The 22,834-nt window shown below is 67.8% G+C and carries 30 protein-coding genes and 1 tRNA gene; 4 read left to right on the top strand and 27 right to left on the bottom strand.

Translation table 11 applies throughout. The features are described from left to right. Window positions 1-6 precede the first annotated feature (6 nt). The 7 genes from EPO51_RS16850 to EPO51_RS16820 form a co-directional block, all read right to left on the bottom strand. Window positions 7-486: a UPF0262 family protein gene (locus tag EPO51_RS16850; protein ID WP_293352651.1), complete on the bottom strand. Its 480-nt coding sequence runs from the start codon at window positions 484-486 to the stop codon at window positions 7-9. Window positions 487-613: 127 nt separating this feature from the next. Beyond that, the gene (locus tag EPO51_RS16845; protein ID WP_293352649.1) at window positions 614-1,186 is read right to left on the bottom strand and encodes an SH3 domain-containing protein; all 573 of its coding nucleotides are present in this window, start codon (window positions 1,184-1,186) and stop codon (window positions 614-616) included. Between the two features lie 90 nt (window positions 1,187-1,276). Beyond that, the gene (locus EPO51_RS16840) at window positions 1,277-2,503 is read right to left on the bottom strand and encodes a mechanosensitive ion channel family protein (protein WP_293352647.1); all 1,227 of its coding nucleotides are present in this window, start codon (window positions 2,501-2,503) and stop codon (window positions 1,277-1,279) included. Window position 2,504: 1 nt separating this feature from the next. Continuing rightward, a complete protein-coding gene (gene hisD, locus EPO51_RS16835; RefSeq protein WP_293352645.1) occupies window positions 2,505-3,791 on the bottom strand; it encodes a histidinol dehydrogenase in 1,287 nt (428 codons plus the stop codon). Window positions 3,792-3,834: 43 nt separating this feature from the next. Further along, window positions 3,835-4,260, bottom strand: coding sequence for a DUF2948 family protein (locus tag EPO51_RS16830; RefSeq protein ID WP_293352643.1), 426 nt, complete (start codon window positions 4,258-4,260; stop codon window positions 3,835-3,837). A gap of 3 nt (window positions 4,261-4,263) precedes the next feature. Next, the gene (gene murA / locus EPO51_RS16825; RefSeq protein WP_293352641.1) at window positions 4,264-5,559 is read right to left on the bottom strand and encodes a UDP-N-acetylglucosamine 1-carboxyvinyltransferase; all 1,296 of its coding nucleotides are present in this window, start codon (window positions 5,557-5,559) and stop codon (window positions 4,264-4,266) included. A gap of 89 nt (window positions 5,560-5,648) precedes the next feature. Next, window positions 5,649-5,855: a hypothetical protein gene (locus tag EPO51_RS16820; RefSeq protein ID WP_293352639.1), complete on the bottom strand. Its 207-nt coding sequence runs from the start codon at window positions 5,853-5,855 to the stop codon at window positions 5,649-5,651. 34 nt (window positions 5,856-5,889) lie between these two features. On the opposite strand from EPO51_RS16820, the gene EPO51_RS16815 reads away from it, so the two are divergent. Further along, window positions 5,890-5,964, top strand: a tRNA-Thr gene (locus EPO51_RS16815). A 115-nt stretch (window positions 5,965-6,079) separates the two neighbouring features. Here the strand turns inward: EPO51_RS16815 and EPO51_RS16810 are convergent. Then, window positions 6,080-8,395: a hypothetical protein gene (locus tag EPO51_RS16810; protein WP_293352637.1), complete on the bottom strand. Its 2,316-nt coding sequence runs from the start codon at window positions 8,393-8,395 to the stop codon at window positions 6,080-6,082. A gap of 147 nt (window positions 8,396-8,542) precedes the next feature. Here EPO51_RS16810 and EPO51_RS16805 point away from each other — a divergent pair, with 147 nt between their 5' ends. Further along, complete coding sequence (locus EPO51_RS16805) at window positions 8,543-9,106, top strand: DUF2239 family protein (protein ID WP_293352635.1); 564 nt, start codon at window positions 8,543-8,545, stop codon at window positions 9,104-9,106. Here the strand turns inward: EPO51_RS16805 and EPO51_RS16800 are convergent. The 7 genes from EPO51_RS16800 to EPO51_RS16770 form a co-directional block, all read right to left on the bottom strand. After that, window positions 9,103-9,324: a hypothetical protein gene (locus EPO51_RS16800; RefSeq protein ID WP_293352633.1), complete on the bottom strand. Its 222-nt coding sequence runs from the start codon at window positions 9,322-9,324 to the stop codon at window positions 9,103-9,105. The two genes, EPO51_RS16805 and EPO51_RS16800, sit on opposite strands and share 4 nt — an antisense overlap. Continuing rightward, window positions 9,321-9,770: a D-Ala-D-Ala carboxypeptidase family metallohydrolase gene (locus EPO51_RS16795; protein WP_293352631.1), complete on the bottom strand. Its 450-nt coding sequence runs from the start codon at window positions 9,768-9,770 to the stop codon at window positions 9,321-9,323. Before EPO51_RS16795 ends, EPO51_RS16800 begins: the two co-directional genes overlap by 4 nt. Window positions 9,771-9,791: 21 nt before the next feature. After that, window positions 9,792-10,040 (bottom strand): hypothetical protein, encoded by a 249-nt coding sequence (locus EPO51_RS16790; RefSeq protein ID WP_293352629.1) that lies wholly within the window; start codon window positions 10,038-10,040, stop codon window positions 9,792-9,794. A 17-nt stretch (window positions 10,041-10,057) separates the two neighbouring features. Then, entirely contained in the window at window positions 10,058-10,924 is an 867-nt protein-coding gene (locus EPO51_RS16785; RefSeq protein ID WP_293352627.1) for a hypothetical protein, read from the bottom strand. Continuing rightward, window positions 10,925-11,290: a hypothetical protein gene (locus EPO51_RS16780; RefSeq protein WP_293352625.1), complete on the bottom strand. Its 366-nt coding sequence runs from the start codon at window positions 11,288-11,290 to the stop codon at window positions 10,925-10,927. Then, on the bottom strand, window positions 11,287-12,819 hold the full coding sequence (locus EPO51_RS16775) for a hypothetical protein (protein ID WP_293352623.1): 1,533 nt from the start codon (window positions 12,817-12,819) through the stop codon (window positions 11,287-11,289). The genes EPO51_RS16780 and EPO51_RS16775 overlap by 4 nt, the downstream gene beginning before the upstream one ends. Window positions 12,820-12,937: 118 nt before the next feature. Further along, window positions 12,938-13,252, bottom strand: coding sequence for a hypothetical protein (locus tag EPO51_RS16770; RefSeq protein ID WP_293352621.1), 315 nt, complete (start codon window positions 13,250-13,252; stop codon window positions 12,938-12,940). Between the two features lie 253 nt (window positions 13,253-13,505). Here EPO51_RS16770 and EPO51_RS28065 point away from each other — a divergent pair, with 253 nt between their 5' ends. Continuing rightward, window positions 13,506-14,330 (top strand): glycosyltransferase family 9 protein, encoded by an 825-nt coding sequence (locus EPO51_RS28065; RefSeq protein ID WP_363200920.1) that lies wholly within the window; start codon window positions 13,506-13,508, stop codon window positions 14,328-14,330. On the opposite strand, the gene EPO51_RS28150 is transcribed toward EPO51_RS28065, so the two are convergent. The 8 genes from EPO51_RS28150 to EPO51_RS16735 form a co-directional block, all read right to left on the bottom strand. Continuing rightward, entirely contained in the window at window positions 14,305-15,021 is a 717-nt protein-coding gene (locus EPO51_RS28150) for a glycine-rich domain-containing protein (RefSeq protein ID WP_465246610.1), read from the bottom strand. The two genes, EPO51_RS28065 and EPO51_RS28150, sit on opposite strands and share 26 nt — an antisense overlap. Then, window positions 15,021-15,428 carry a hypothetical protein gene (locus EPO51_RS16765; protein ID WP_293352619.1) on the bottom strand — a complete coding sequence of 136 codons (408 nt, stop codon included), beginning with the start codon at window positions 15,426-15,428 and terminating at the stop codon, window positions 15,021-15,023. Before EPO51_RS16765 ends, EPO51_RS28150 begins: the two co-directional genes overlap by 1 nt. A 10-nt stretch (window positions 15,429-15,438) precedes the next feature. After that, window positions 15,439-16,029, bottom strand: a complete 591-nt coding sequence (locus tag EPO51_RS16760) for a hypothetical protein (RefSeq protein WP_293352617.1) — start codon at window positions 16,027-16,029, stop codon at window positions 15,439-15,441. Then, on the bottom strand, window positions 16,029-16,274 hold the full coding sequence (locus EPO51_RS16755; protein WP_293352615.1) for a hypothetical protein: 246 nt from the start codon (window positions 16,272-16,274) through the stop codon (window positions 16,029-16,031). Before EPO51_RS16755 ends, EPO51_RS16760 begins: the two co-directional genes overlap by 1 nt. Then, the gene (locus EPO51_RS16750; RefSeq protein WP_293352613.1) at window positions 16,274-16,900 is read right to left on the bottom strand and encodes a phage adaptor protein; all 627 of its coding nucleotides are present in this window, start codon (window positions 16,898-16,900) and stop codon (window positions 16,274-16,276) included. Before EPO51_RS16750 ends, EPO51_RS16755 begins: the two co-directional genes overlap by 1 nt. Before the next feature lie 89 nt (window positions 16,901-16,989). Beyond that, window positions 16,990-17,451 carry a hypothetical protein gene (locus EPO51_RS16745; protein WP_293352611.1) on the bottom strand — a complete coding sequence of 154 codons (462 nt, stop codon included), beginning with the start codon at window positions 17,449-17,451 and terminating at the stop codon, window positions 16,990-16,992. Between the two features lie 357 nt (window positions 17,452-17,808). Further along, the gene (locus EPO51_RS16740; protein WP_293352609.1) at window positions 17,809-18,270 is read right to left on the bottom strand and encodes a DUF6973 domain-containing protein; all 462 of its coding nucleotides are present in this window, start codon (window positions 18,268-18,270) and stop codon (window positions 17,809-17,811) included. 75 nt (window positions 18,271-18,345) lie between these two features. Beyond that, entirely contained in the window at window positions 18,346-19,521 is a 1,176-nt protein-coding gene (locus EPO51_RS16735; RefSeq protein WP_293352607.1) for a P22 phage major capsid protein family protein, read from the bottom strand. A 202-nt stretch (window positions 19,522-19,723) separates the two neighbouring features. Between EPO51_RS16735 and EPO51_RS16730 the strand changes: the two genes are divergently transcribed. Then, the gene (locus EPO51_RS16730) at window positions 19,724-20,134 is read left to right on the top strand and encodes a hypothetical protein (RefSeq protein ID WP_293352605.1); all 411 of its coding nucleotides are present in this window, start codon (window positions 19,724-19,726) and stop codon (window positions 20,132-20,134) included. On the opposite strand, the gene EPO51_RS16725 is transcribed toward EPO51_RS16730, so the two are convergent. From EPO51_RS16725 to EPO51_RS16710, 4 genes are all read right to left on the bottom strand, one after another. After that, complete coding sequence (locus tag EPO51_RS16725; RefSeq protein ID WP_293352603.1) at window positions 20,111-20,686, bottom strand: hypothetical protein; 576 nt, start codon at window positions 20,684-20,686, stop codon at window positions 20,111-20,113. The genes EPO51_RS16730 and EPO51_RS16725 overlap by 24 nt on opposite strands. Continuing rightward, the gene (locus EPO51_RS16720; RefSeq protein ID WP_293352601.1) at window positions 20,686-21,486 is read right to left on the bottom strand and encodes a hypothetical protein; all 801 of its coding nucleotides are present in this window, start codon (window positions 21,484-21,486) and stop codon (window positions 20,686-20,688) included. The genes EPO51_RS16725 and EPO51_RS16720 overlap by 1 nt, the downstream gene beginning before the upstream one ends. A 102-nt stretch (window positions 21,487-21,588) precedes the next feature. Continuing rightward, window positions 21,589-22,029 (bottom strand): hypothetical protein, encoded by a 441-nt coding sequence (locus EPO51_RS16715; RefSeq protein ID WP_293352599.1) that lies wholly within the window; start codon window positions 22,027-22,029, stop codon window positions 21,589-21,591. A gap of 6 nt (window positions 22,030-22,035) precedes the next feature. Further along, window positions 22,036-22,770 carry a thioesterase domain-containing protein gene (locus tag EPO51_RS16710; protein ID WP_293352597.1) on the bottom strand — a complete coding sequence of 245 codons (735 nt, stop codon included), beginning with the start codon at window positions 22,768-22,770 and terminating at the stop codon, window positions 22,036-22,038. Window positions 22,771-22,834 lie beyond the last annotated feature (64 nt).

The following is a 22,834-nucleotide window of genomic DNA, read 5'->3' as shown; positions in this document are numbered from 1 at the left end:
TCCCCGTCAGCCCCGCCAGTGCAGGGCGCAGATCAGGGTGAACAGGCGCCGCGCCGTGTCGAGGTTGGTCTCGATCTTACCGGCCAGGCGGGCCTGCAACAGTTCGGAGGCCTCGTTGTGGAGGCCTCGCCGGCCCATGTCCAAGGCCTCGATCTGCTGCGGGGTCGAATTGCGGATGGCCTGGTAGTAGCTGTCGCAGATCATGAAGTAGTCTTTGATCAGCGTCCGGAACGGCGACAGCGATAGGATATGACGCCGCTCGTAGCGGGGCCCGCGCACATCCAGCACCAACCGGTTCTCCAGCAGGCCCATGCGCAGATTGTATGGGCCGGTCTCGGCGCCCTCGGGGAAGAAGAAGTTCTCTTCGAGCAGGTCGAAGATGGCGATCTGTCGCTCCTGTTCCTGGTCGCGCGAAACCGCCGCGAGCGACTCTTCGTCAAGCTCGACGGACTGCAGCCGGTGAATGGTCTTCGGATCTTCGGCCATGGTTTCCAGGCCGAGCTTTATTGCAATCCGGGGGGCCGCGTCATCCCGCAGGTGTGAACTGGCCGCCGGGATACGAAAAAAGCCCGGCGCTGGGAGCGCCGGGCGTCGCTTTCAGGATGCAGATGGATCAGTAGGCGGCGTAGCGCCCGCCGGCCGGCCGGACAAAGTCGCCGCGGACATAGCCGACGCCGACCCCGTTCTGACCCACCAGGATCCAGTCCGACCCGCGCACCTCGGCGAGCGCCTGGAACCGCTCGCCGGCCTGGAGACGGCCGACCTTGGCTGAGTTGGTGGTGGGTGCGCCGCGCAGATTCACGCCGCTGCGGGCCACGAAAGTATCGCCGATCCGATCATAGCTGGCGGGCGAGACGTTGTTGTACAGGCGATAGCCGTTGCGGGAGTAAGTGCCGGCGTTCTTCGCCCTGCTCTTCTGCGCCTCGCACCCGATCGCCGAACCCGCGGCCGCGCCGACCGCAGCGCCGGCGACGGTCTCGCCCGTCGCATGGCGGCCGCCGACCTGGTTGCCGATCACCCCGCCCAACACCGCGCCGATCACCGCGCCGGCCTCTTGCTTGCCGCCGGATGCGGAGCAGCCGGTCACGCCGGCGCTGGCGCCGGTCGCGCCTCCGAGCGCTAGGGCTCCGGCCAGAAGCGCGGCCGCAAGGCTGCCGCCGATCGTTTTGGTTTTCAGATTGCGCATGGGTGATCTCCGTCCTTCTGCATTCGTTCGATGATGCAGCTTTAGACGACCCAGCCTGAACGGCTCTTCAGGTGATCTGACAGGAACTGTTCAGCTTCGCGATGCGGATTCGGACGGCGTCGGCGCGGGGCGCTCTTCCAGCGGCTGGGCTTGGACGGGAGTCGTCTTCACCGGTGTCAGGATGCCTTCGGCGTCGAAAGCGTTCTTCAGCCGGCGGTTGAACTCCCGGCCTACGTCCCACTGGGCGCGGGGCTCGGTGGTGAACCGCGCCTTCAGGTGGACGGCGTTGTCGGAGAGCCGATCGACGCCCAACATTTCGAACGGCTTGGTGATCATCTTCTTGAACGCCGGATCGGTCCGCAGCCCGTCGCCGACTTTCTGGATCACCGCCAACGCGCGGTCCAGATCGGTGTCGTAGCTGATCGGGATCTCGGCCAGGTAGGCGGAGAAGACCTTGGTTCGGTTATGGATCACCTGGGCTTCGCTGTAAGGGAAGATGTGCAGCGTCGCGTTGGCGTCGCGCAGGCGAATGGTGCGCAGCGTCATCGCTTCGACCACACCGCTGGAATCGGCGATCTGCACATTGTCACCCACGGAGACGACGTCCTCGGCGATCAGGAAAAGCCCGGTCAGGAAGTCCTTCACCAGTGTCTGGGCCCCGAAACCCACGGCGATGCCCAGCACCCCGGCGCTGGCCAGGATCGGACCGACCTTCAGGCCCACCTCGGTGAGGATGGTGAGACCGCCGACGACCACAAGCACGGTCTGCGCGCAGCCCGTCAGGATCGGACCCAGCGTGCGAAGCTGCGCGGCCCGGCGCGGATCGGTGCTGCGGCGTGCGAAGCCGCTGATCAGGCGCTTGATGATGAAACCAGACACCTCGACCAGCGCGGTGGCGATGATGATCACGAGCGCCAAGCGGACTAGGCGGCCGCCCGCCTCGCCGGACAACCATGCCCGGGCGTCGATGCCCCAGATGCCGAGGACCGCGACCAGCACGCCGACGGCGACGGCAAGGCGCAGCAGGCCCCAGGTCAGCCGCGCCGCCTGCTGGGTCCGGGCCGTCTCGGTCTCGGCGCCGCCGACGCTGACGCGCGCCAGCCAATAGTCGGAAAGCCGCCGGACGAGCCAGAGCAGGCCGTACGCCGCCACAACGACAAAGGCCGACAGCCCGGCGTTGATCGCCGCTTCCCGCGGGTCGAGGCTCAAGATGTGGTCCAGCGCCGCGGTGGTGGAAGCGACCAGCTGTTCCGTGAAGCTGGGCTTCGCCACCTCGGTCGCAGCCGCCGCTTTCGCGGGCGCCTCCGCCGCGACCATCCTAACGCCCCTGCCCCAGCCGGATCGCCGCCGAACGGGCGTGGGCTGGAAGTCCTTCGGCCTCGGCCAGGGCGATGGTGGCCGGCGCCAGCTTCGCGAACGACTCGGCGTCGCACTTCACGAATGAGGTGCGCTTGATGAAATCGTAGAGGGAAAGGCCGGACGAGAACCGCGCTGCGCGGCTGGTTGGCAGGACGTGGTTCGACCCGGCGACATAGTCGCCCACGGCCTCCGGGGCGTGGCGCCCCAGGAAAATGGCGCCGGCGTGCCGCACGCGATCCGCCAGCCGCTCGGGATCATCGATCGCGAACTCCACGTGCTCGGGGGCGATCTCGTCCACCAGCCCCGGCACTGCGTCGAGCGGCGCGATCACCACGGCCCCATGGTCGCGCCAGGACGCGGCCGCGTCCCGGCCGGTGGACAGCGTCGCGAGCTGTTCCTGAACGGCCGCCTCCACCTTCGCGGCGAAGGCTTCGTCGTCGGTGATCAGGATAGACTGGGCGGCCGGGTCGTGCTCGGCCTGGGAGAGAAGGTCGGCCGCGATCCAGTGCGGCTCGTTGGCGCCGTCGGCCACCACCACGATCTCCGACGGGCCGGCCAGGGCGTCGATGCCGACCGTGCCATAAACCCGACGCTTGGCCGCGGTGACGAAGGCGTTGCCGGGCCCTACGATCTTGTCGACGGGCTTGATTGGCCCCGCGCCATAGGCCAGGGCGGCGACCGCCTGGGCGCCGCCGACGCGCCAGATCTCGGTGACGCCGGCCGCCTGCGCCGCCGCCAGCACGGCCGGCTGCAGGCGTCCGGGCGGGGTCACCATGGCAATCCGGTCGACGCCGGCCGCAGCCGCCGGCACGGCGTTCATCAGGACGGTGGAGGGATAGGCGGCGCGACCGCCCGGGACATAGATTCCCACAGCCTCGATCGGCGTCCAGCGCCATCCCATCTCGACACCGGCGTCATCTACGAAGCGCTGGTCGGCGGGGCGCTGGCGCTCATGGTAGGCGCGGATGCGGCCGGCGGCGAAGGCGATGGCCTCACGGACCTCCGCCGGGCACGCCGCAGCGCCGTCGGCGATCTCATCGGCGCTCACTCGCAGGGTGGCCTCGGTCAGCTCGACCTTGTCGAACTCACGCGCATAGCGGAGCAGGGCCGTGACGCCCTCGGCGCGAACCGCGGCCAGGACCTCGCGGACAATGGCGTCGACCTCCTCGGGCGTCTCTCTCCGCTCGGCCACGAAGGCGGAGAAGGCGGCCTGAAAGCCAGGGTCGGAAAAGCGAAAGCGGCGCATAGCCGGCTCTTTAGCGGCGCGAGCCGATCAAGACCACTGCCGCTCAGGCCTCGTGGGCGGGTGCGCGCGGCGTGGGCCACGGCTCGGAGACGTCGGCGAGGACCGCGTCCACGCACTCGATCTCGGCGCGCAGGTCCCCGCCGCCGGCGAAGCTCAGCGTCAAAACACCGCCCGGCGCCTCGCCGGGCTCGAACCCGATAGCCAAGAGCTCGAGCACCGCGTCCCGGCGGTCGCGCCGGATCTTCCGTCCCTGCACCGAGAGAACGCCGCCGAGCTGCAGGGCGGATCGGACGCGCTGGCGCACGCCCGCCTCCCAGCGGAAGCGATTGAACGCGATGGTCAGGCGGCGCGCTTTCGCCTCGAACGAGATGTCACCCACCTTCGCTACCGCGTCCTGCAGGGCGGCGGAGATCACGGCTAGGTCATCCTGGTCCTCGGCGAGCAGTTGAAGAGGCTGGGCGGCGGCCATCGGCTACTCCACCTCCTCCTCGGGCCCATCGCCTTTCAGGCGACGGACCTGCGCGCCGCAGGCGCCGAGCTTCTCCTCCAGTCGCTCGAAGCCGCGATCGAGGTGATAGACACGATTGACCACCGTCTCGCCGCGCGCGGCCAGGCCCGCGATCACCAGGCTGACCGACGCCCGCAGGTCGGTCGCCATGACCTGGGCGCCTTCCAGAGCGTCCACGCCGCGCACCCGTGCTTCACCGCCATGCACCGAGATGTCCGCGCCGAGGCGAGCCAGCTCCGGCGCGTGCATGAACCGGTTCTCGAATATGGTCTCGCGGATCACACTCTCGCCGTCGGCCAGGGTCATGAGGGCCATGAACTGCGCCTGGAGGTCGGTTGCGAAGCCCGGATAGGGATCGGTCGTGATCTCCACCGCCTTGAGCCGCCCGCCATTCCGTTTCACCGTAAGACCATCGTTGTGCGACGTCACCTCGACGCCGGCCTCGATCATCTTGTCGATCAACGCCTGGATGAAATCACTGCGCGTGCGGGTCAAGCGCACCTCGCCGCCGGCCATCGCGGCCGCCAGGGCGTAGGTGCCGGTCTCGATCCGGTCGGGCAGCACGGCATGGGTCGTGCCCGACAGCCGACTGACGCCCTGGACGCGGATTGTGGGGGTGCCGGCGCCCGTGATCTTTGCGCCCATCTTGTTCAGGCAGTCAGCCAAGTCGGTGATTTCCGGCTCGCAGGCCGCGTTCGTCATCACCGTCTCGCCGTCGGCGAGGACTGCGGCCAACAGTGTGTGCTCGGTAGCCCCCACCGACACGAACGGGAAATCGACCTCGCCGCCCTTCAGGCCGCGCGGCGCTTGGGCGTACACATAGCCCTCGTGTAGATCGATCTTGGCGCCCAGCGCTTCCAGCGCCTTCAGGTGCAGATCCACCGGGCGGGCGCCGATCGTGCAGCCGCCCGGCAGCGACACCTTCGCCTGGCCATTCCGCGCCAGCAACGGTCCCAGCACATTGAAGGAGGCCCGCATCTGCCGGACAAGGTCGTAGGGCGCGAAGCCGCTGACGATCTCGCGCGTGGTGAGCAGGGTCTCGGCCCCATCGGCCCCGTTCGCTTCCGTCACGTCCGTGCCCAGCCGCTGCAGCAGCTTGCCCAGGAAGCGCGTGTCCGCCAGCCTGGGCATGTTGGTCAGGCGCAGAGGCTCTTCCGTGAGCAGGCTCGCCGCCATCAGCTTGATGGCCGAGTTCTTGGCGCCGCTGATGGGGATCTCCCCCTCCAGCCGCGCGCCGCCGGTGATGGCGATGCGGTCCAATCGTTATCCTTCGAAGCACGTTTGGGCCGCGTCCCGCCGCGGCGCCTCAAGCGCGTATCTAGCCTGCGCGCCGGGAGCGCGCCAAGTCGTCAATCCGTCGTGTTCCTGTCGGGGTTCGGCGCAGGCGGCGGCGGCGCGGCCTTGCGGCGGCGCAGGTTGGCCCGCAGCGCCTGGGCGAGCTTCGCCTCCCGTGAGTCGCGCGCGCGCTTTTGATCGTCATCCTGCCCGGCCATATCCTGGAGGTGCGGCGAGGCGTCCCGCCCGTCAAGCGTCCGCTGCTCGATTTGGGGCTTCACGCCGCGCCCGGCTCCCGCTATAGCGCCCGCCTTCGCCGCCGTAGCTCAGTGGTAGAGCGCATCCTTGGTAAGGCTGAGGTCGGCAGTTCAATCCTGCCCGGCGGCACCAGGTCCCCCTAAGTTTTCAAGACTTAGGGGGACGCCAGCCTCAAAATTGGACTCACGGGGGATCGACCCTCGGATTCGGCGGCGTCACCTTTCCTGATTGATCGCGCACTCGGTGCTCAAGGCCGCTCGTAGGCGCCGGCCGCGCCCGTCCCGTCCTGGCGACGCAGGTTGCCGTCAAGGTCGAACCGGAAGATGCCCCAGAGCTGATCGACCGCGCCGTAGGCGTCGTTGGTCGCGCCGGTCAGGCGGTAGTTGCCCCCGCCGCCGCTGTTGTCCCCGAAGGCGGACTTGTCGGCGACGTAGGCGACCGTGGCCGTCGGGCTGCTGTTGAGCGGCTGAACCTCGCCCAGCCAGGAGCCGACGCTGTAGCCGGTGTTGCCCGCATTGTCGCCGTACTGGACGACGATCCCGCGCCGGTTGACGGCGTTGATCCAGGCCCAGTTTCCGGTCCGGGTGGCCATGTCCGACCCGCCTTCCTGCACGCGGAATGGGTCGCTCTTGGCATTCCAGTAGGGACAGAGGTCGTAGGCCTCGTCCCCTTCCTTGATGATCCCCGGCGTGGCGATGCCCGAGGTGGTGTAGCAGGTGTTGTACCTGCCCCCGGTGACCGTGTTGTGGAAGGACAGGAAATTGGTCGCATTGGCCGCGGCGCCGTCCCCGAACAGGATCAATCCGGGATCGCCGCCCACCCGGCATTCGACCACGTTCGACACCATGGCGAAGGCGGTCATGGCCTTGCCGATGCGGATGAGCTGGGTGTTGGAGTTCTTGTAGAACTCGTTCCAGCCCACCACCCAATGGTCGTTGGTGGCGTTGGCGTCGCTGACTTCAAAGCCCTCCATGAGCCGGTTGCCCACGAAGACGATCGGGTTGAACTGGCCGTGGCCGCGAGAGATCACGTTGCCCAGGAACAGGTCCGCGCGGCCACAGAGGAAGGGCTTGTCGTCAGTCGTCATGTTGGTCACGTAAATGTGGCCGGTGACGTTCTGCATCACAGCATCCCCAGGCACGCCGGCCCAGCTCTGCGTCCCGCCCGTACCGTCCAGCCACACCGCGCAGGTGGCGTCGCCCTGGAGGACGATATCGTTGTTCGGGTTGCCCGCGGGGAACTGCACGCCCCGGTCCAGGGCGAACCGCGGGCCAAGGAGGAATTTCGTGAAGGACCCGCCGACGCCGTTGGAGCCGCCGCGGGTGAACTTGATGACGCCCGTCGCCGCGGGGTCCGGGGCAATGACCGTCCAGGCCTCGCTCCCCGTGGTGAAGTCGCTGTACTCGTTGCCGTAGGTGCCCTCCATGCCGGGATAGGTCGCCCCCGCGCCAGACGCGGTTTCCATCAGATAGATGGTGCTGCCCCCCGCGTTGTTGCGCTGGTCAGCGCCGGACTTGGCGTTGTTGGCAAGTTTCAGGCCCTTCGCCGCCTGGGCGATGGTCGGATAGGGCTTGGCGGGATCGTTGACCGCGGCATTCGCCAGGACAGCGCCGGTCTTCACATAGACGACGTTGTTCCCGTAGGTGCCGTTCTTATCGCAGATGAAGCGGACGCCGGTGGCGTTACCGTTGTGCATCGTCAGGGAATAGGCCGTCCCGATCACGCGGGTGTCGAACGCCGCCGCGCCGACCCACGGATAGATGATCGCATACACCTCGTACTTGACGCCCTGCGTCAGGCCGGCAATCGGGATCGTCCCGCCGTAGCACTCGACTTTGGGGCCCTGTGCCTGGAGCGTCGAAAGCTCCGGCGTCCCGCACTTCACGGAAATACCCTGATCGGCGTTCGTCGCCACGTCGCGCACGCGGAACTCGACACACGCCACCTGCTGGCCGAAGCGCGCCTCCGCGTGCGTCACCACCATTTCGAAGCGGAACGCCGCCTGGCGGACCTGATGGTGGGGGACCAGGAAGCCGTAGACCGGGGACGGCACGGCATAGGTGCTGTTGTTGGCCGGCGCGCTGATGGCCCTGGCGTTCGAAGGCGTCCCGCCGACCGTGTAGGCCCCGGCCGGGACCGTCGCCGAGTTGATGACGTCCACGCCGCCGCCATAGACCCGACGCCGCAGGACCGCCGTGGCGATCACGTCCGCGCCGCTGGCGCGGTTCTGCTGCGTGACGGCGGGGGCGATGTTGCGCAGGGCGGCGGAGCCTTTGATGGTCTCGGAGAACGTCACGGCGCTCCCGGCCGTGTTGAACCCCGTGCGCGTCAGATCCAGGGACAGAGCCTTGGCCCCTGTCATGTCCAGCACGCCGCCGGTCGCCATGCCCTTGAAGGTCACGTCCGCGGTCCAGCCGTTGCCGTTGACCGAATTGAGGGCGGTGGCGTCTCGGATCGCGAGGGCGCTGGCGTCGCCGGCGACCGGCGCGGGAGAGCCACTCAATCCTTGCAGGCAGCGGTTAAGATGGCCGGGACCGCGCCCCGCGCCGACGTGTATGGCCATGATCTATCGCTCTCATCTTGGGAGGTGGAGACTCGTGAAACTCGAGCCCGCCGCTGCCGCGGCTCGCTGGCGATCATTGTCGCAAGCAATTTATACCCGGATCATATTGACCCGCGGCTTGTCGCGCGGCATAGCCGCTTGGGAATCATGAGTGAAACCGAGCCCTTCACCGCCTTTGCTGACCATCGCCTGGTCGCGACGGGCGATATCGAGGTGGTCGCCAGGGCGCTTGCGAGCGGTGGCGATTCGTCGGGTTCCGTTTTGATCTTCGACGCCACCGGAAGGCCCGTGGAGCTCGACCTGCGCCACGGTCCCGAGCATGCCGTCGCCGACTACAGGGCCCGGACGGCGCCGATCGACGCGCCGCCGGCCCGCCAGGGTCGCGGCCGACCGAAGCTTGGCGTCGTGGCCCGGGAAGTCACTCTCCTGCCCCGTCACTGGGACTGGCTCGCGAGCCAGCCGGCGGGCGCCTCGGCGGCGCTGCGCCGCCTGGTCGAGGAGGCCCGCAGGGCTGGTGACGGCCCGCAGCGCGAGCGCCAGGCGCGCGAGGCCGCCTATCGCGTGATGTCGGCGCTCGCCGGGGATCTGCCGGGCTTCGAGGAGGCCAGCCGCGCCCTGTTTGCCGGCGATATGGAGGGCCTGCGCAGCTTGGCCGCCGCCTGGCCTACGGATGTCCGCGACGTCGTGATGCGCCTCGCTATCCCGGCCTAATCATCTCGCGTCGGCTGCGCCTTGCAGTCGATGTTGAAGGTGAAGCTGGCGCCCAACCCGAAGCCGCCCTGATAGTGCCGGTCACAGCCCGAGATATGCTCACCGAGGGCCTTCAGGGTCTCCTGGTGGCTGTCTGGACCGGACGCGCCTGTGAGCGCCGACAAGGAACTGCAGGCGCCGAGGCTCAGCATCGCGATGGCCAAGAACAATCGCTTCATCGAACGTCTCCTTGAATGTCGTCGAGGCCGAGCACGTACCGCCCGCCCGGTCGCTTGGTGAGCACCTGCCGGCGCATCCGGGGATCGAAGGAAATGTGCGTCCAAGTCCCCTCCTCGATCAGTTGGTCGAAGACGAGGCTGGACGCCGCCACGGCGCGGCACACCGCCTTGGGCGTCCCAAAGCCGAAACAGTTGAAGTCCACGGCGCGCCCGGTGAGGTGGGCCGAGGTCCGAGCCCCGCCCACGGCCCGATTCAGCGCCGGAGAGCGATAGCCGCTGGATACGGTGATCACCCGGTTGCCCAGCAGACGGCGCACGTCTTCCATGCGCGCCGCGGTGTCGCGCAGCGTCGGGACCACCCCAGGGGGTGCACGGTTGTCGATCGCCCGGTGCTGAGTGGCCACGAGTTCTTCCAGCGCGAAATGCGCCGTGAGCTTCGTCGTCATATCGATGTCCTTAGGTTCGGCTCAGCCGGCGCTACGCGCGGCGACCTCGACGGCAGCGGGGCGACTTGCCTCCAGCCGCTCGATCTTCGTGGCATTGGCGCTCCAGAGCTGCGCCAGGGCCCAAGCCAGCAGCGCCGCCGCGACGCCCCAAGAGCGGTTCTTCAAGCCCTCGATCGCCTGCAGCGTCGAGGCGACCGTCGCCTTGATTTCCGCCAGCCGTTCTTCACAGCGCGCCTCATGGTCGCCAAGGCGCTGTTCCAGGGCCGCCAAGCGTTCGGATTGAGTCGTCATGCGGGCTTGCTGGCTTCGAAGCCAACGGTGGTCGTCTTGCCGGTCCCTACACTCGACTCAGCGCCGGTCTTCTGCTCTCCCGTGAACAACCCGATCGGCAGGCCGCTAAGCATCGCCACAAGCTGCTGGGTGTTGCTTACCGGCGCCTGCCGCTGTTGCTGGTCGATGTCGCGGAGCGTTCCGCCGAGACCCGCCTGGGCCGCGATATTGGCGCGCTGGTTCTCACCGGCCTGGAAACCGAAGCCCGCCTTCTGCGCGCGATCCTGCAGGGCCGTCTGTGCGTTGGCGATCCGGGCCTGTGTCGCCCGCTCGGCATCGCCGGCCGCGGCGCCCAGCGCGGTCTCGTAGCCCTTCGATCGCAATCCCGAGAGTGTCGACGCCCGGCCGCGAGCCAGCTCGCCCTCGGTCATGCTCTGGGTCAGCGCCGCGCCGGAGCCACCGAACGCGCCCGCCCCCGCCAGGTCCAGCGCCTGCTGCGCCCGCACGTTCCCGGCGTTGAAGTCGAAGTCGGCGGCCGATGAGTCGACGACCTCCTTGAGGTACGGGTTCAGGTAGCGATCGACATAGTCATAGGCCTTGCCGCCCGATGCGAAGGGCGTGTCGGCGTTCATGTAGGGAGCAAGCCAGCTCGGATCGCCGGAGCTGTTCAGGTTAGCCGCGCCGCTCGCCGCCTGGTTCTGCAGCGCGTGCGCCGGCGCGACGAGGCTGTTTGGATCCAGCCCCATCAGGCTGTTCACCCGCCCCGCGACGCCTTGGGTCAGCGACGAGGCCCATTCCGGCGCTATCGGCGTCGTGGTGGAGTTCGACGTGCTGTTCGAGGTGGTCTTGGTCTTCGAATGCGACCCGCTCAGTTTCAGGCTCATCTAGAGCTCCTTTGCGATGATCCGCGCCAACGGCGCATAGCCCTCGGGCGCCAGCGCCCGCTCCCAGCCGGGCCGGCCCACGACCAGCACCCGGCGGCATCCCTGCGCCTTCGCCCACCGCTCGGCGGCGGGCCTGAGGCCTTGAACCAGCTCGTCCAGGTCGCCACCGGCCAGCCAGATCAGCAGGCGGCGCTCCCTGGGCTCATCCTCGATGATCGTAACCATGGCGGCGCCCGCGCCGACCCAGAGCTGGGCCTCGCCGTCCTCCACCATCGCCTGCACGTCGCTGAGCGCGTGGCTGCGGCCGGCGTGCGCCAGCGCCGCATCGATCCAGGGCGCGCATCGCGCCCAGTCCGGGCCGGTCAAAGCCGTCCGGCTTGCGCGACGTCGAACGTCGGCGCGCCAATCCGGCATCCCGTGGGGGCGCTCTCCCCGGAGAATTTCACACGGAACAGCCGGCCGCTGGTCAGCAGGTCCGCCTTGGCGTCGCCCGGGGCCATGGCCACGGCCGCCACGGCCTGCTCCGGCGCCTGGGGATGCAGCCGCCCGGCGACCTCGACGATTACCGGCCCGACCTGGTCCTTGAAGTCCGGCCACAGGCCCCGGACCAGCATGGTCGCCTCCGGATCGAGATAGCTGTCCGCAGTCTCGATGAACCAGCCGAAACTGCCGCCATCGGCCGAGCGTCCGCGCTCGTGCAGGAACACGGCGCCGTCGTAGGTCGCTCCGATCGGATAGGCCGACGGTCCGGCGTCCACGAACGCGGTGCGCGCCATGACTCCGCGATGCCACGCGCCGGCGTCGGGCCCGTTCACGGCCACCGCCAGGTAGCGGCTGTTCTCATAGCCGTCCCGCCGGTCGGGATAGTCGAACCGCACCTCCGAGAATTCGGCGTTCGACGACGCGACGACCTTGTCGCCCTGGCTGGCCGCCAGTTCCTCCGCGAAATCACGCCGGATCGGGCATGGGACAGGCTCGGCCTGGCCGCCCAGGGCATAGCTGTAGAATTGTCGGTCCGGGCTCACCCAGAACGCCGTCTGCCCGACCACCACCGCCGCGTTCGGTCCGATCAGCCCGCAGTTGCGCCCCACCCGGTCGAATCGCCACGGCTGGTTCAGGGCGCCGACGAACGTCCCCAGGAACAGCGCGTCCCCTGTCCAGACCAGCAGGCAGGGGCCGCACATCCGCCCCGCCACGATCCGACCGCCACCGGTCAGGATGTATTCCCGCGCCGTCGAGCCGCTGGCGCTTGTGGTCCACTCCTCGTTCTTGCGGATGGAGGAGTGCCGGATGCAGAGCGGATTGAAGGTCCCCGAGACCTCTTCGTTGCAGCCCAGCGCGAACACCTGGTAGCCACCGTTCAGCGGAGCCACGAGCATGTTGGTCACCCGCGCCGGGGCGCCGGTCAGCGCCTTTGCTGGCTGGGCCGGGTCGTTTGTCCAGGCGAAGATCGTCTGGTTGCGCGGGCTGGCCAGCAGTTGCTCGCCCCAGGCGCCGAACGACCAGGTCAGCGGAAAGTAATCCGTTTCCGAGGGCAGGCCGTACCCGCCCGTGCCGTAGGCTCCGGTCCCATAGCCTGCGGAACCCGCGCCATCGATCGCCCCAGGCGTGAAACCCGCGGCCGGCGTGATGTCGAACAGCGACCCGCCCCGCCAGAGCTGCAGTTTCGAGTGCGTGCCGAAGGCGATATCCAGCACGCCCTTGTTGTCGGTCCAGGGGAACACCGCCCGGCACACGCCGGTCAGCGACTCGCGCATCAGCCGCTCCCAGCCGCCGATCGTCTCCGGCCGCCCCAGTCGGAAGCGGACGTTGGATCCGTCCGCCCACCGGTCATGGGCGGCGAACGTCGTGTCGTCGCCGCTCAGCCCCGGCGGCGGCTCGAGGGGAATCTTCATGGGGATCTCATGGGTTGATTGGCGCCAGCGCGCAGGGCGGCGCATTCGGCCGGAAGGTTCTCGCCGCCGGTAAGCGGCCGGATGGCGGACTTCGCGTCGCGCTACGTTGCGCTGCGCTTCAGATCCCGTTGCCGGTCGAGGCGTAGACCGCGCCCGCGCCCGACGCCGCGATGAAGGCGATGTGCGTATCCGGGCGGCTGTCGCTGTTCTTCACGGTGATCACTTCGACCGCGCCAGCCGGCAGCGGCACGTCGGCGGCGGTCGCCTGAACACCGGAATCCCCGACCCGGTAGAAGACCAACCCCGCCAGAGAATTGTGCAGCCGAAGCTGGAACGCCCCCGTGGGCCGGCTCTTGATCGCACCGGGCTGCGACGACGTCGAAACGCTGACCGTGACCGTGGCGTTGTCCACGGGCATGAATGCCTTGTCCATTTTGGTCTCTCTGGGTTTTGAGGAGTGGGGCGGCCGGTGGGCCGCAAAGGGAGCGCGCGGAGATCATTCGCGGAAAGGCGATGCGCCTCTATCCATAGCTGCTGAGGTCGATTATTCCCCTGAAAGTGAGGGGCGAATTTTCAGGTCGTGCTCGTCCTGCTAGAGATCGACTGTGCAATCGCTAATTAAGGCCGCCGTCCTGGCGAAGCGTGAAGAGCGTTACGAGGACGCGGAGCGCATTTATCGCGACTGGATGGCCGCTTATCCGGCAGATCCTCGTCCTCGATATGGGCTAGCACTACTGCTACTGGCGCGCGGCTCGTACAATGAGGGTTGGAGACTCTACGAAGCCCGCGCCGATATTCCAGAAACGCGAATCCACAAACCTCGCCTGTCTTTTCCGGAATGGAATGGAGCGGAGGTTCAGAGCCTTCTCTTGTGGCCCGAGCAGGGTCTCGGCGACCAAATCATGTATGCGCGCTTCGTGCCCAAGCTGCTAGCACGCGGCTACAGCGTCACCATGCTCGCCCCGCCGCCCCTGGTACGAGTGCTTCGCCCGCTAGGCTGTAACATAATTTCAGCGGAGGGTGAGGTAGGTATTCCACGTCACGAGGCGTGGTGCTTGGTCGGGTCACTTCCGCATTTGGTGGGAGAGATACCTACAGCTCCTTATCTGACTGGAAGCGAGAAGGGCACTGGCGTCGGCGTGATGGCCGCCGGCAACCCGCAGCACGTCAACGACGCAGCTCGCTCTCTACCTCCAAATCTACGCGGCGAGCTTCTCCGCATGGGCCGGGACCTTTCACCTGCGTCGACCGGCGCCGCAGATTTTGAGGAGACCGCTGAAATCATCCGGGGATTAGAAACTGTGATTTCCGTTGATACCGCGGTGGCTCATCTTGCCGGCGCGATGGGTAAGCCGACATGGTTACTCCTGCCATACCAAGCGGAATGGCGCTGGGGTCGTGGCCATTCCGTCACAAACCTATACCCGTCGATGCGACTGTTTAGGCAAGAAACCCCAGGCGACTGGAGGCAGCCGCTCCGGGACGTCAGAGAAGCCTTACTAGCCAGATAACGGCGCGACCTATGCCGCCAGCCCCCGCCGTTCCTGAATTCCACGCTCCTGAGCCAGCTCCGTAGTTGCCGCCCGGCAAGTTCACTGCACCTGGGGAGCCATTACCACCGCCAAGTGACGGACCCACGTCAGAAAAGCCCGCGCCGCCGCCGCCGCCGCCGCTCCCGGCCAGAGAATATCCGAGACCTCCGGCACCGCCGCCAAGGCCTGCCGGAGAACCATTTCCACCGTTCCCACCGCCCGCGCCGCCCATGCGATTGATGTCGCCATTTGTGGCAATGCCACCTGGAGCCGGTGGTGGCACGGTACCTCCCATACCCGCTTTGCCACCTCCAGCGGTCAACAGTATTCCGCTCGGCAGTGTGAGAGTCGTGTCCCCTCCGGGTAGGCCACCGGTCCCCGAGCTATTGGCTGCCCCCGGGGCTCCCACCGAAGGCGACAGACTTTGCTTCGGGGATAGCCGAACCCTCTTGAAAAGCGCCGCTCCCCCGCCGCCGCCGCCGCCTTGGTTTCCGCCCGAGCCCGACCCTCCGGCCCCAAATAAATATATCAAAGCCCAACAACTTCTGTCAGAAATTACACTTGCTGTGCCAGAAGAAATATCTAGCACGGATAACACTTCCGTCCTCGGACTATACGCCGACTTGTTTCCACTTGCGCCCTGAGCAATTAGACCTCGAAGCCCCCTCATCAGTAATCGACCCACTCAGCCAAAATATTAATGCTCACAGACTGTCCTTCAGCCATGTATATGCGCTCATTGGCGGACAGGATCAGTGGATTTTCGTCCGAATACCCGAAGTCCGTCGTAGGCGCCTCGGTATTCTGCGCCATCGCGTAGGCAGCCATCAGCGTACTGTCCGCGAAGTACTTCGTCGTCCCGCCGTCCAGGGACCGGAACATCTGGATCTGGTTGGCTGTCACCGTCGCCGCTGGAATCGCAGCCAGCCTGATCAGACGCGCGCCGTTAGGGCCGGCGGTGACGAGCAGGACGCTGTTGGTCGGCGTGGTGGTATAGGTCGTGTTCGCCGTGGTCAGGTTCGCGACGTTCGACCTCGGCGTCTGCGGGGTGATGATGCTGTTCGGCGTTACAGCCATGGTTTCTCTCCTAAAGGGCTACGGCAAAGGCCAAGGCGAGGCCCCTTACGGCGCTCGCGTAATCAGTGAGGTCGGCGGTCGACAGCGCCTGCCAGCTCGCGCTCACCCCGTCCGTTCGGACGAACTTCCCGGCGTTGCCGGTCTGGGCGGGCAGGTTGCCGGCGTTGTAGGACCAGGCCACGCTGGAGACCCAGTCCTTGATCGACGCGCCGCCGTATCCGGGCGTCCTCACGTTCGCCCCATCGGTGGCGACCCAGACGATGTCGCCCGGATCCACGGCGACGGCGGCTCCGGCCCCGGTGGTCAGGGTCACCGCGCCAGTGCAGGCGTTCCACACCAGATAGGCCTTGCTCACCGCCGGAATCGTGACCGTGAACGGCCCCGCCCCGCCGGTGAACTTGACCATCGCGGCGCGCGCCTCGTCGTCGGCGTCGTTGGCGGTGGTGAGCGCGGCGTCGCCCGTCAGCGGCTTGGTCAGCCAGCCGGCGACGGCATAGTCGGCGCGGCGGAGCACGGCGTTCAGCCGGTCGCCCCAGGTGTTGATGTTCTCGCCGGTGAACTGCTGTTCGAACCGGAGTGACGGTGTCCAGGATGAAGGCATCAGACGATCACGGCTCCCGTGTCTTGGCGGATCCAATGGGCCCCGTCCGAATGGGCGAGGATGTTGAGGTCGGTGACGAGCACCAGGGTCTGCGGATGGTCCGCCGCCGGCGGCAGGCCCGCCGCTGCGACGGCGAACAGCGGCGTCGGCGCGCCTGGCGTGATCAGGCCGGCGAGCGCGTCGTGGAACGACTTGAGCACCGCCCGCACCGTCGCGGGCACGCCGGGCCCGACGGGCGACAGCATCAGAGGCCCCGCGCCGGAACCAGGTCCGGCAGTTCCGTCACCAGGGTCCACGGCGCCCGGCTTCGGGCGTCCTTGGCGTTCAGTTCGCCGATCGCCCGGCTCAGCTTGGACTCGTAGACGCCGGCCAGGTCGGCATCCCGCAGGAACGGCCCGGCTTCGCTGAGGGTGGCGAACAGATAGACATCCGGAGCCTCGCTCAGCAGCGCATTGGTCGGCGCGATGTCCGACAGGGCGAACGCCTGCAGCATCCGCAGCGTTAGCGCATAGGCCTGGTCGCAGGGCCGGTCGAAGGCGAGCCGGTCGCCGTCCACCGTCCACGCCCCGGGTGCGCCCCGCAGCGAGGACGCGCCGATCAGGCTGGCCTCCAGGAACGGCAGCTCGTCCCGCACGCCGCCCCGCTCGATCCACACGCGCAGCGGCTCGGTGAAGCCCGCCGGCAACGGGACAGACCGGCCCCCGACGGTCACGGCCAGCGGGATCTCGGTCTCCGCCAGCCGCGTCCGCAACAGGCGGTTCAGCCTGGCCTCAGCCAGGGTGATGAATTCGGGGATGCGCGCCGTGAGGTCCGCGCGCACAAGCCAGTTCGCCGCGGCAGCCTGAAGCTGCGCGTAGGTCGCGATTGCCATGATGTGGTTCCGAGTCCTGGAGGGACTGGCTGGCCGCCAGTCAGGGACGCCGCGTCAGACCGACGGGCGCCAGGGCCTCGGTTCAGATGCTAGCGGGTGGGTATTTCGCGCCCTGCCGCCGGGCGGCTGGGCACAGGAGTTGGGGTCAGCCCGGCCATGCCGCCCTTCACGTGCAGGGCATCTTCGCCCGAGATGACGAGGTCGGTGGGAAGGCCGTCCGTGACGTAGCCCGCGTTGTCACACGCGACACAGACTCCGCGTGCATCCAGCACTTTCACCTCGTAGTCGCCCTCGCCGGTGCTCTGGCGTAGCTGGACATCGTCGCAGCCGCCCGCGCAACGTTGGGTGATGCGGCTAAGGCCGTCGGACAGGACAATGCGCGCGCCGCCATGGCGGTCGACATCATGGCCATTGATCTCGGCGCTGACGCTCCACCAGCCGAACGGTGGGAACGGCCAAGCGATCCATACCGCACCGACGGCCACAGCGCCCCCGGCGACCAGACCCAGGATGAAGGCGCCGGGACGCCAGCCGCGCACCCCGTTCGTCATCTGGGCGCTCCTGGCCGCTGCCCACTCAGGGGCGACGACGAGGGGGCGGCCGGAGGGGCGCCATGCACCAGCCGGATATCGTCGCACGCGCCGCGGCAGCGGACGCGCATACCCAGGGCTCGGCGGGTAGCATGCACGACCGCACCGTCACCACCGCGCGCGGCGGACGATAATGTCCAGCCGTCTCGGGGCGACAATAGCCTCAGTCCTATCGGGTCGCCGACTACCAGGATGAAGATCGCCAGGAAACCGACGATGCAGCCGCCCACGAATTTTCCAATATTGGACCAGGTCAACAAGCCACGCGCTCCAGGATGCGGCAGCCCCCATGGAACATATCACGAACGATGCTGTCGATCAAAATCCGTGCGTCATCTTAGGTCGATAAGGCGTTGGGGTGGCCTGAAGCCGCGTCGGATCGATCGGCCGGCCCTCGCGAGCGGCGCGGCGACCCTCGGCATTGTTACGGAAATCCATCAGGGCCTCCGCGCGTGGCTGGAACATCTCCGCAAGTTCGTGACCGGTCCCCACGAGGAACGAGGTCACAGGATCGATCTCCCGCGCCATCCGCTCAGACCAGCGCGCGTGGCGTTGAGCGTCGAGCGCATTGTTGTGCGGACGCGAAACGCCCTGAGCCCGTGCCGCCCCCCACGCGGCGCGTCCTTCTTCATCGGCGATCGCTCGCGCCCGATCTAGTTTCGCGGGCAGGTTCCAGAATTGCTTCTCGGGCTTGAGCTTCGGTGCTCGCGAAAGTTCCGCACGCTCGCGCAACGAAAGGCCGAGCGCGCGGGCGCTCGCCTCGGTGTCACTGATCGCCATCGTTCCTCCTGACAGCGTTGGAGCCTTAACGGCGGACGACGCCCGACTGGAGCGCCGTCCGCCGCGGTCATCCCGCTAGATGTTGGCCAGGCGGCAGGCGAGCTGCGGCCGGATGGTCTTGAAGCCGTACAGCACGTCCAGGCGGCACGGGAACTTGTCCGAGTTGATGTCGTACTGGCGCACGATCCGCATGGACACGCCGTCGAACACCTCCCGGCTGGCGAAGTCCACGCCGCGCGGCATCACCATGTCGGCCGTCGCGAAGGCGAAGGCGCCCTTCTGGTAGGCCATCGAGAGACCGTGAGCGACGTTCGCCGTCCCCGCGATACTCACGGGCGCGGAGTTCGCCGGGGAGCCCGAAACGTTCTGGGCCGCGCCACTCGTCACGATCGCGGGCGAGATCGGATACGACGTCGCCGTCGCCCCGGCCCCGACCACGAACTGTTGCAGCACGCCGGTGGACTGCTTGGTCTCCGGATGGACCCGGAACACGCCCGTGATGGTGATGACATCACCGGCCGCCGGGGCGCCCGTCCCGCCGGAGACCGTCAGGGCGGCGCCCGTCTGGCTCGCGCCGTTCACCACCACGCTGCCGGTGGTCGGACCCCGCCCGTGAGCCGGCCACAGCGTGTTCTCCATGAAGTCGAACCCGGCGGTCCGCCCCATGAAGCCCTCGCGGTTCTGCTTCGAGATCGTGGTCTTGTCGTTGAACAGGCCCTTCAGCTCGCTCACCAGGTCCACGTTGTCCTGGGTGTTGAGGTTGCAGGTCCGCGCGTTCAGCGGCGCCAGGTTGTCCACCAGCACCTTGCGCGCTTGCAGCACCTTGGCGAAGTTGGTCGCGCCGCCGACCTGACTCCAGACGTCCTTGTACATGGTCATGGCGTCCGCCTCGATGTTGGCGGCGAGCACGCTCATGGCGGGCTCCAGGATGCGCTCGGAGAAGTCGTCCAGGCTCAAAGTCAGGTCGATGGAGGTGAAGTTCAGGTCCACGCCCTTCTGGGTCTGGACCTTGAGGTCCGCCGAGGTCTCGGTCGTGTCGTTCAGCGTGCTGTTGTTGCCCAGCGGCGCCCCGGTGCGGACAACGTACTGGTTCGGCAGGCGGATCTTCAGGGTGTCGCCGATCTTGGCGCCCGAGTGGGCGAACCGGTCGTCGTAGTCGCGCGTGATGGTGCCCACGAAGTTCAGCTTCTGGTGGAGCACGCGCAGCGCTTCCCGCGTCACCGCGGTGGCGGTCAGGATGGTGTTGGCCATGGTTGGTCCTTTGGGATGTTGGATGAGGCCGCGCTGTCGCTCCCGAGGCGCGAAGGACGCGTGTGCTCGGGCGCTCGCCGTCTGGCGGCGCGGTGTTCAAGGGATCGACCGGTGTTCCGGCGCTCGCGCGGCTCGGAGGCGGGCAGTCCTTGCAGCTCGGAAGAGTTGCGCTTAGAACGTAAAGGGAACTTGAGGAGCGTTCATGCGCCCAGCCTTCGCGCCCCTTGCGCTGATCGTCTTGTCCGTCGCAGCGGTTGCGGCCTTTTTCGCCTTCGCACCGGCGGATGGCACTCCGCTGCTCGGCGCGATCCTGTTCGCCTGCGTCGGGGGCTATTTCTTCGGTACGGACTGGTGGATTCTGCAGTTGGGACGCGCACCAGCCCCCACCGGTAGCCGCTGGCGCCGAGTGGCCGGCATACTGGCGCTTGCCGCGCCGGCCACGATCTGGACCGTCACCCTCTTCGCCGCCATCGTGGTGGAGGGCGACAATATGTGGATGGTGCTGCCCTCCGCGCTCACGCCAGGCTTGGTTGTATGGCCGTTCGCGATTGGAGGGCTGCGGAGGATTCTGACCGCAACGCCCGAGGGTTCACCAACCCGGCAAGTAGGGTGACAAGGTGCTTGGTCTGTATCCCGGCGTCTGCCGATCTCCCACACGGTGTCCCAGTTGGTCGGCGGTCAAATCGCCGATAACGGAGTTCGAGTTCGATCCGAAAACCAGATAGGGCTGCCCGGAGCGATTGAGGTGATCGGCCGCCTCGCGCGCCGGCTGGATCGCCTGACGCGCCGTCTGGCCGGGCAGTTCGGTTCGGTAGAGAACACGCTCTCCGCGGCCGTAGTCCGGGCTCTCGCGCGCCGGATCCACCCGCGCGCTCAGGAACGCTCCACGAGGCCCGCCGCGGTAGATGTACTGTTCGCGGCCATCGTCATACTCCGCGTACATGTGGTCGGGCGAGTAAGCCTTCGCTTCGTCGGACAGCTGCTTGCCGGTGAGTTTGTTGAGCCAGCTCCCGGGCACGTCGTACGATCGCACCGTCACTCGGGTCGTCGGCGCCCGTTTCGGCGCGCGTTGCAGCGCCGCATAGTCCTTCAGCGACAGCACGGGTCCTTCGGTACGGCCGGAGACTGGCGGCGGCGGCAGGACGCCGTCGATCATCGTCACCATCAGCGCCCCCGCGTCATCTGGTCGTTGCGGCGGCGCATCCACTCCTTGGTGGCCAGTTCGTCGCGGACGCCGCCCCCGCCCGCGCCACCGCCGGCGACCGTCACCGCGGGACGCACCTGGACCGCTTCGGCCTGCGTCTCACCCTGGCTCGCCTGGTCGGCCCGCCAGGCCTTGTGCAGCAGCTTCCAGAGCCGCGCGTCGGCCATCTGGGCCAGCTCCTCGAGCGTGACGCCGAACGCCTGGCCGTACTCCACCAGCTTGGCGGCGACCTCCGGCGACCAGCCGTCGATCTCCTCGCGAAGCTTGGCGCCCGTCGCCGCCATCTCCTCGGCGGCTTCGCGCGCGGCCCGCATCTCCTCTCGGCTCTCGTGATGCGACACGGCGTAGGCCAGGCGCTCGCGCGCATCGCCCACCGCCTGGAAGCGATCCCACAGATGCTGGGCAGCCTGAGGGTCCTCCGCCGCATAGGCGTCCCAGTCGACGGCCTGGAACTCGGCGATCTGCTCGTCCAGCGCCGCCAACCGCATGCGGTCGCGGCTCGCTCCGCGCAGGCTCGCCGCCTCCTGCCCGAAGGCCTGGCGCTCGGCCTCCAGCGCCCGCCGATGCTCGGCCAGTTCCTGGGTCTTGCGGGTGTAGTCCGCCTGTCGAAGGATCGCGCCTTTCAGCGCCGCCGGCACGACATGGACCTCGCCGTCCAGTTCGACCTCGATCGTCTCTGGTCCGTCGCCGGCCTCCAGGCCGAGTTCGTCCGCGCGCACGAGGTCGCCCTCGCCCGCCATGATGGCGTCGTCGTTTTCCATGGATGTCCTTTGTGGATTTGCCCGTGCGGGCGGTCAGTATTGTGGGCCGAGCGCCTTCACGCCGGCCCTGAGGTCGTCCTGCTCATCACGGAGCAACGAGCGCTAAGGCGTCTCGCCCGTCCCGCTCCGGCCTTCGTTCTCGTAATAGCGCCGGATCAACACACGCCGTCGCCACCCGGCCAGCCACACCGACGCCAGGGCGACGGGCAGCCACAGCCAGACGAGGAACCCCCAACCGAAGTAGAGGATCATCCCGTAGAGCCGTCCGCCGTCGGCGAGCCACGACCCGCCGACCGTGACCGCCACCGTGCAGAGCAGCCAGAGGGCGACGGGGATCAACGCTGCGCGGAAACCCCGCCGACGACCATGCAGGATCGCCGTCATATAGACCGGGATCGCCAGAATGGCGGTGGGTATGCCGCCGAACAGCGCGAGTTTCGCCCAGCCCCGATACCAGTCTGGATTGGCCAGGAGCTCCATGCCGGCGTTCGCCGCGGCGCCCAGGTGCCCGAACAGCATCGAGAGAGGTGGAACAGGATCCATGCCGCCTCAGCGCCTTCCGCGCGCAACCTGCGCGTTTCGGCCGGCGACCCATTCAGGTGTCGGCATGGCGTCGTCAATCTCGGGCAGACGGCGGCTGGCGTCCAGCGTGGCTCGTCCACCCGCCCGCATCATCGCGTCGACATCCTCGTGACCGGCGCGCGTGCTGTTGTGGTGGCCGGCCTCGCTGAGCGGCAGTTCCGAAGGCTTACCGCCGATGGCGGCCACCAGGTCGGCGAAACCCGCCTCGCGCGGATTGGCCGTCACATTGGTCCACGTGCCCGGCGTCGGCTTGCCCAGGTCACGTCCCGCCAGCCCAAGTCCGCCGCCAACCGGATCAAGGGTGATGACGTTGTCGATCCGCAAGCCCTCGCGCCTCGCCTGCGCGGCGACATTGTAGGCGTCGGTGCCGCCCCAGCTATGACCGACCAGGTTCACGGGTCCGCCTGTCGCGTTGGCTTCGCGGACCGCGCGCATGACGTCCGTTTTCTTCCAGTTGCCATAGTACTTTGTCGGACGTCCGGTCTCGTCCCTGTAGCGGTCCGCATAGTCCCTCATCACGCCCTTATCGAGCAGCACGCCAGGCGGCAGAAGCGGGATCCTGCGATCATCGAATCCACCGCCGATGAAGATGTCGGCGCCCCCGCCGCGCTCCTTGGGCCTCTTCGGCGGGGCCGCCGTCTGGGACCAGTTCGCGTAGTCCGCGATGGCGCGCCCAGGCAACAGACCCGGCGCTCGCGACACCCGCGCCTCCGAAAAGCTGGGGAATACTCGCTCGCCCGCCGGGCCAGCCTGCCGTCGTGGAACA

This window comes from Phenylobacterium sp. (genome assembly GCF_004297125.1).
Classification (GTDB): Bacteria; Pseudomonadota; Alphaproteobacteria; order Caulobacterales; family Caulobacteraceae; genus Phenylobacterium.
Note: the sequence above shows the minus strand (reverse complement) of the source record. Positions and strands in the feature narration are given on the sequence as shown.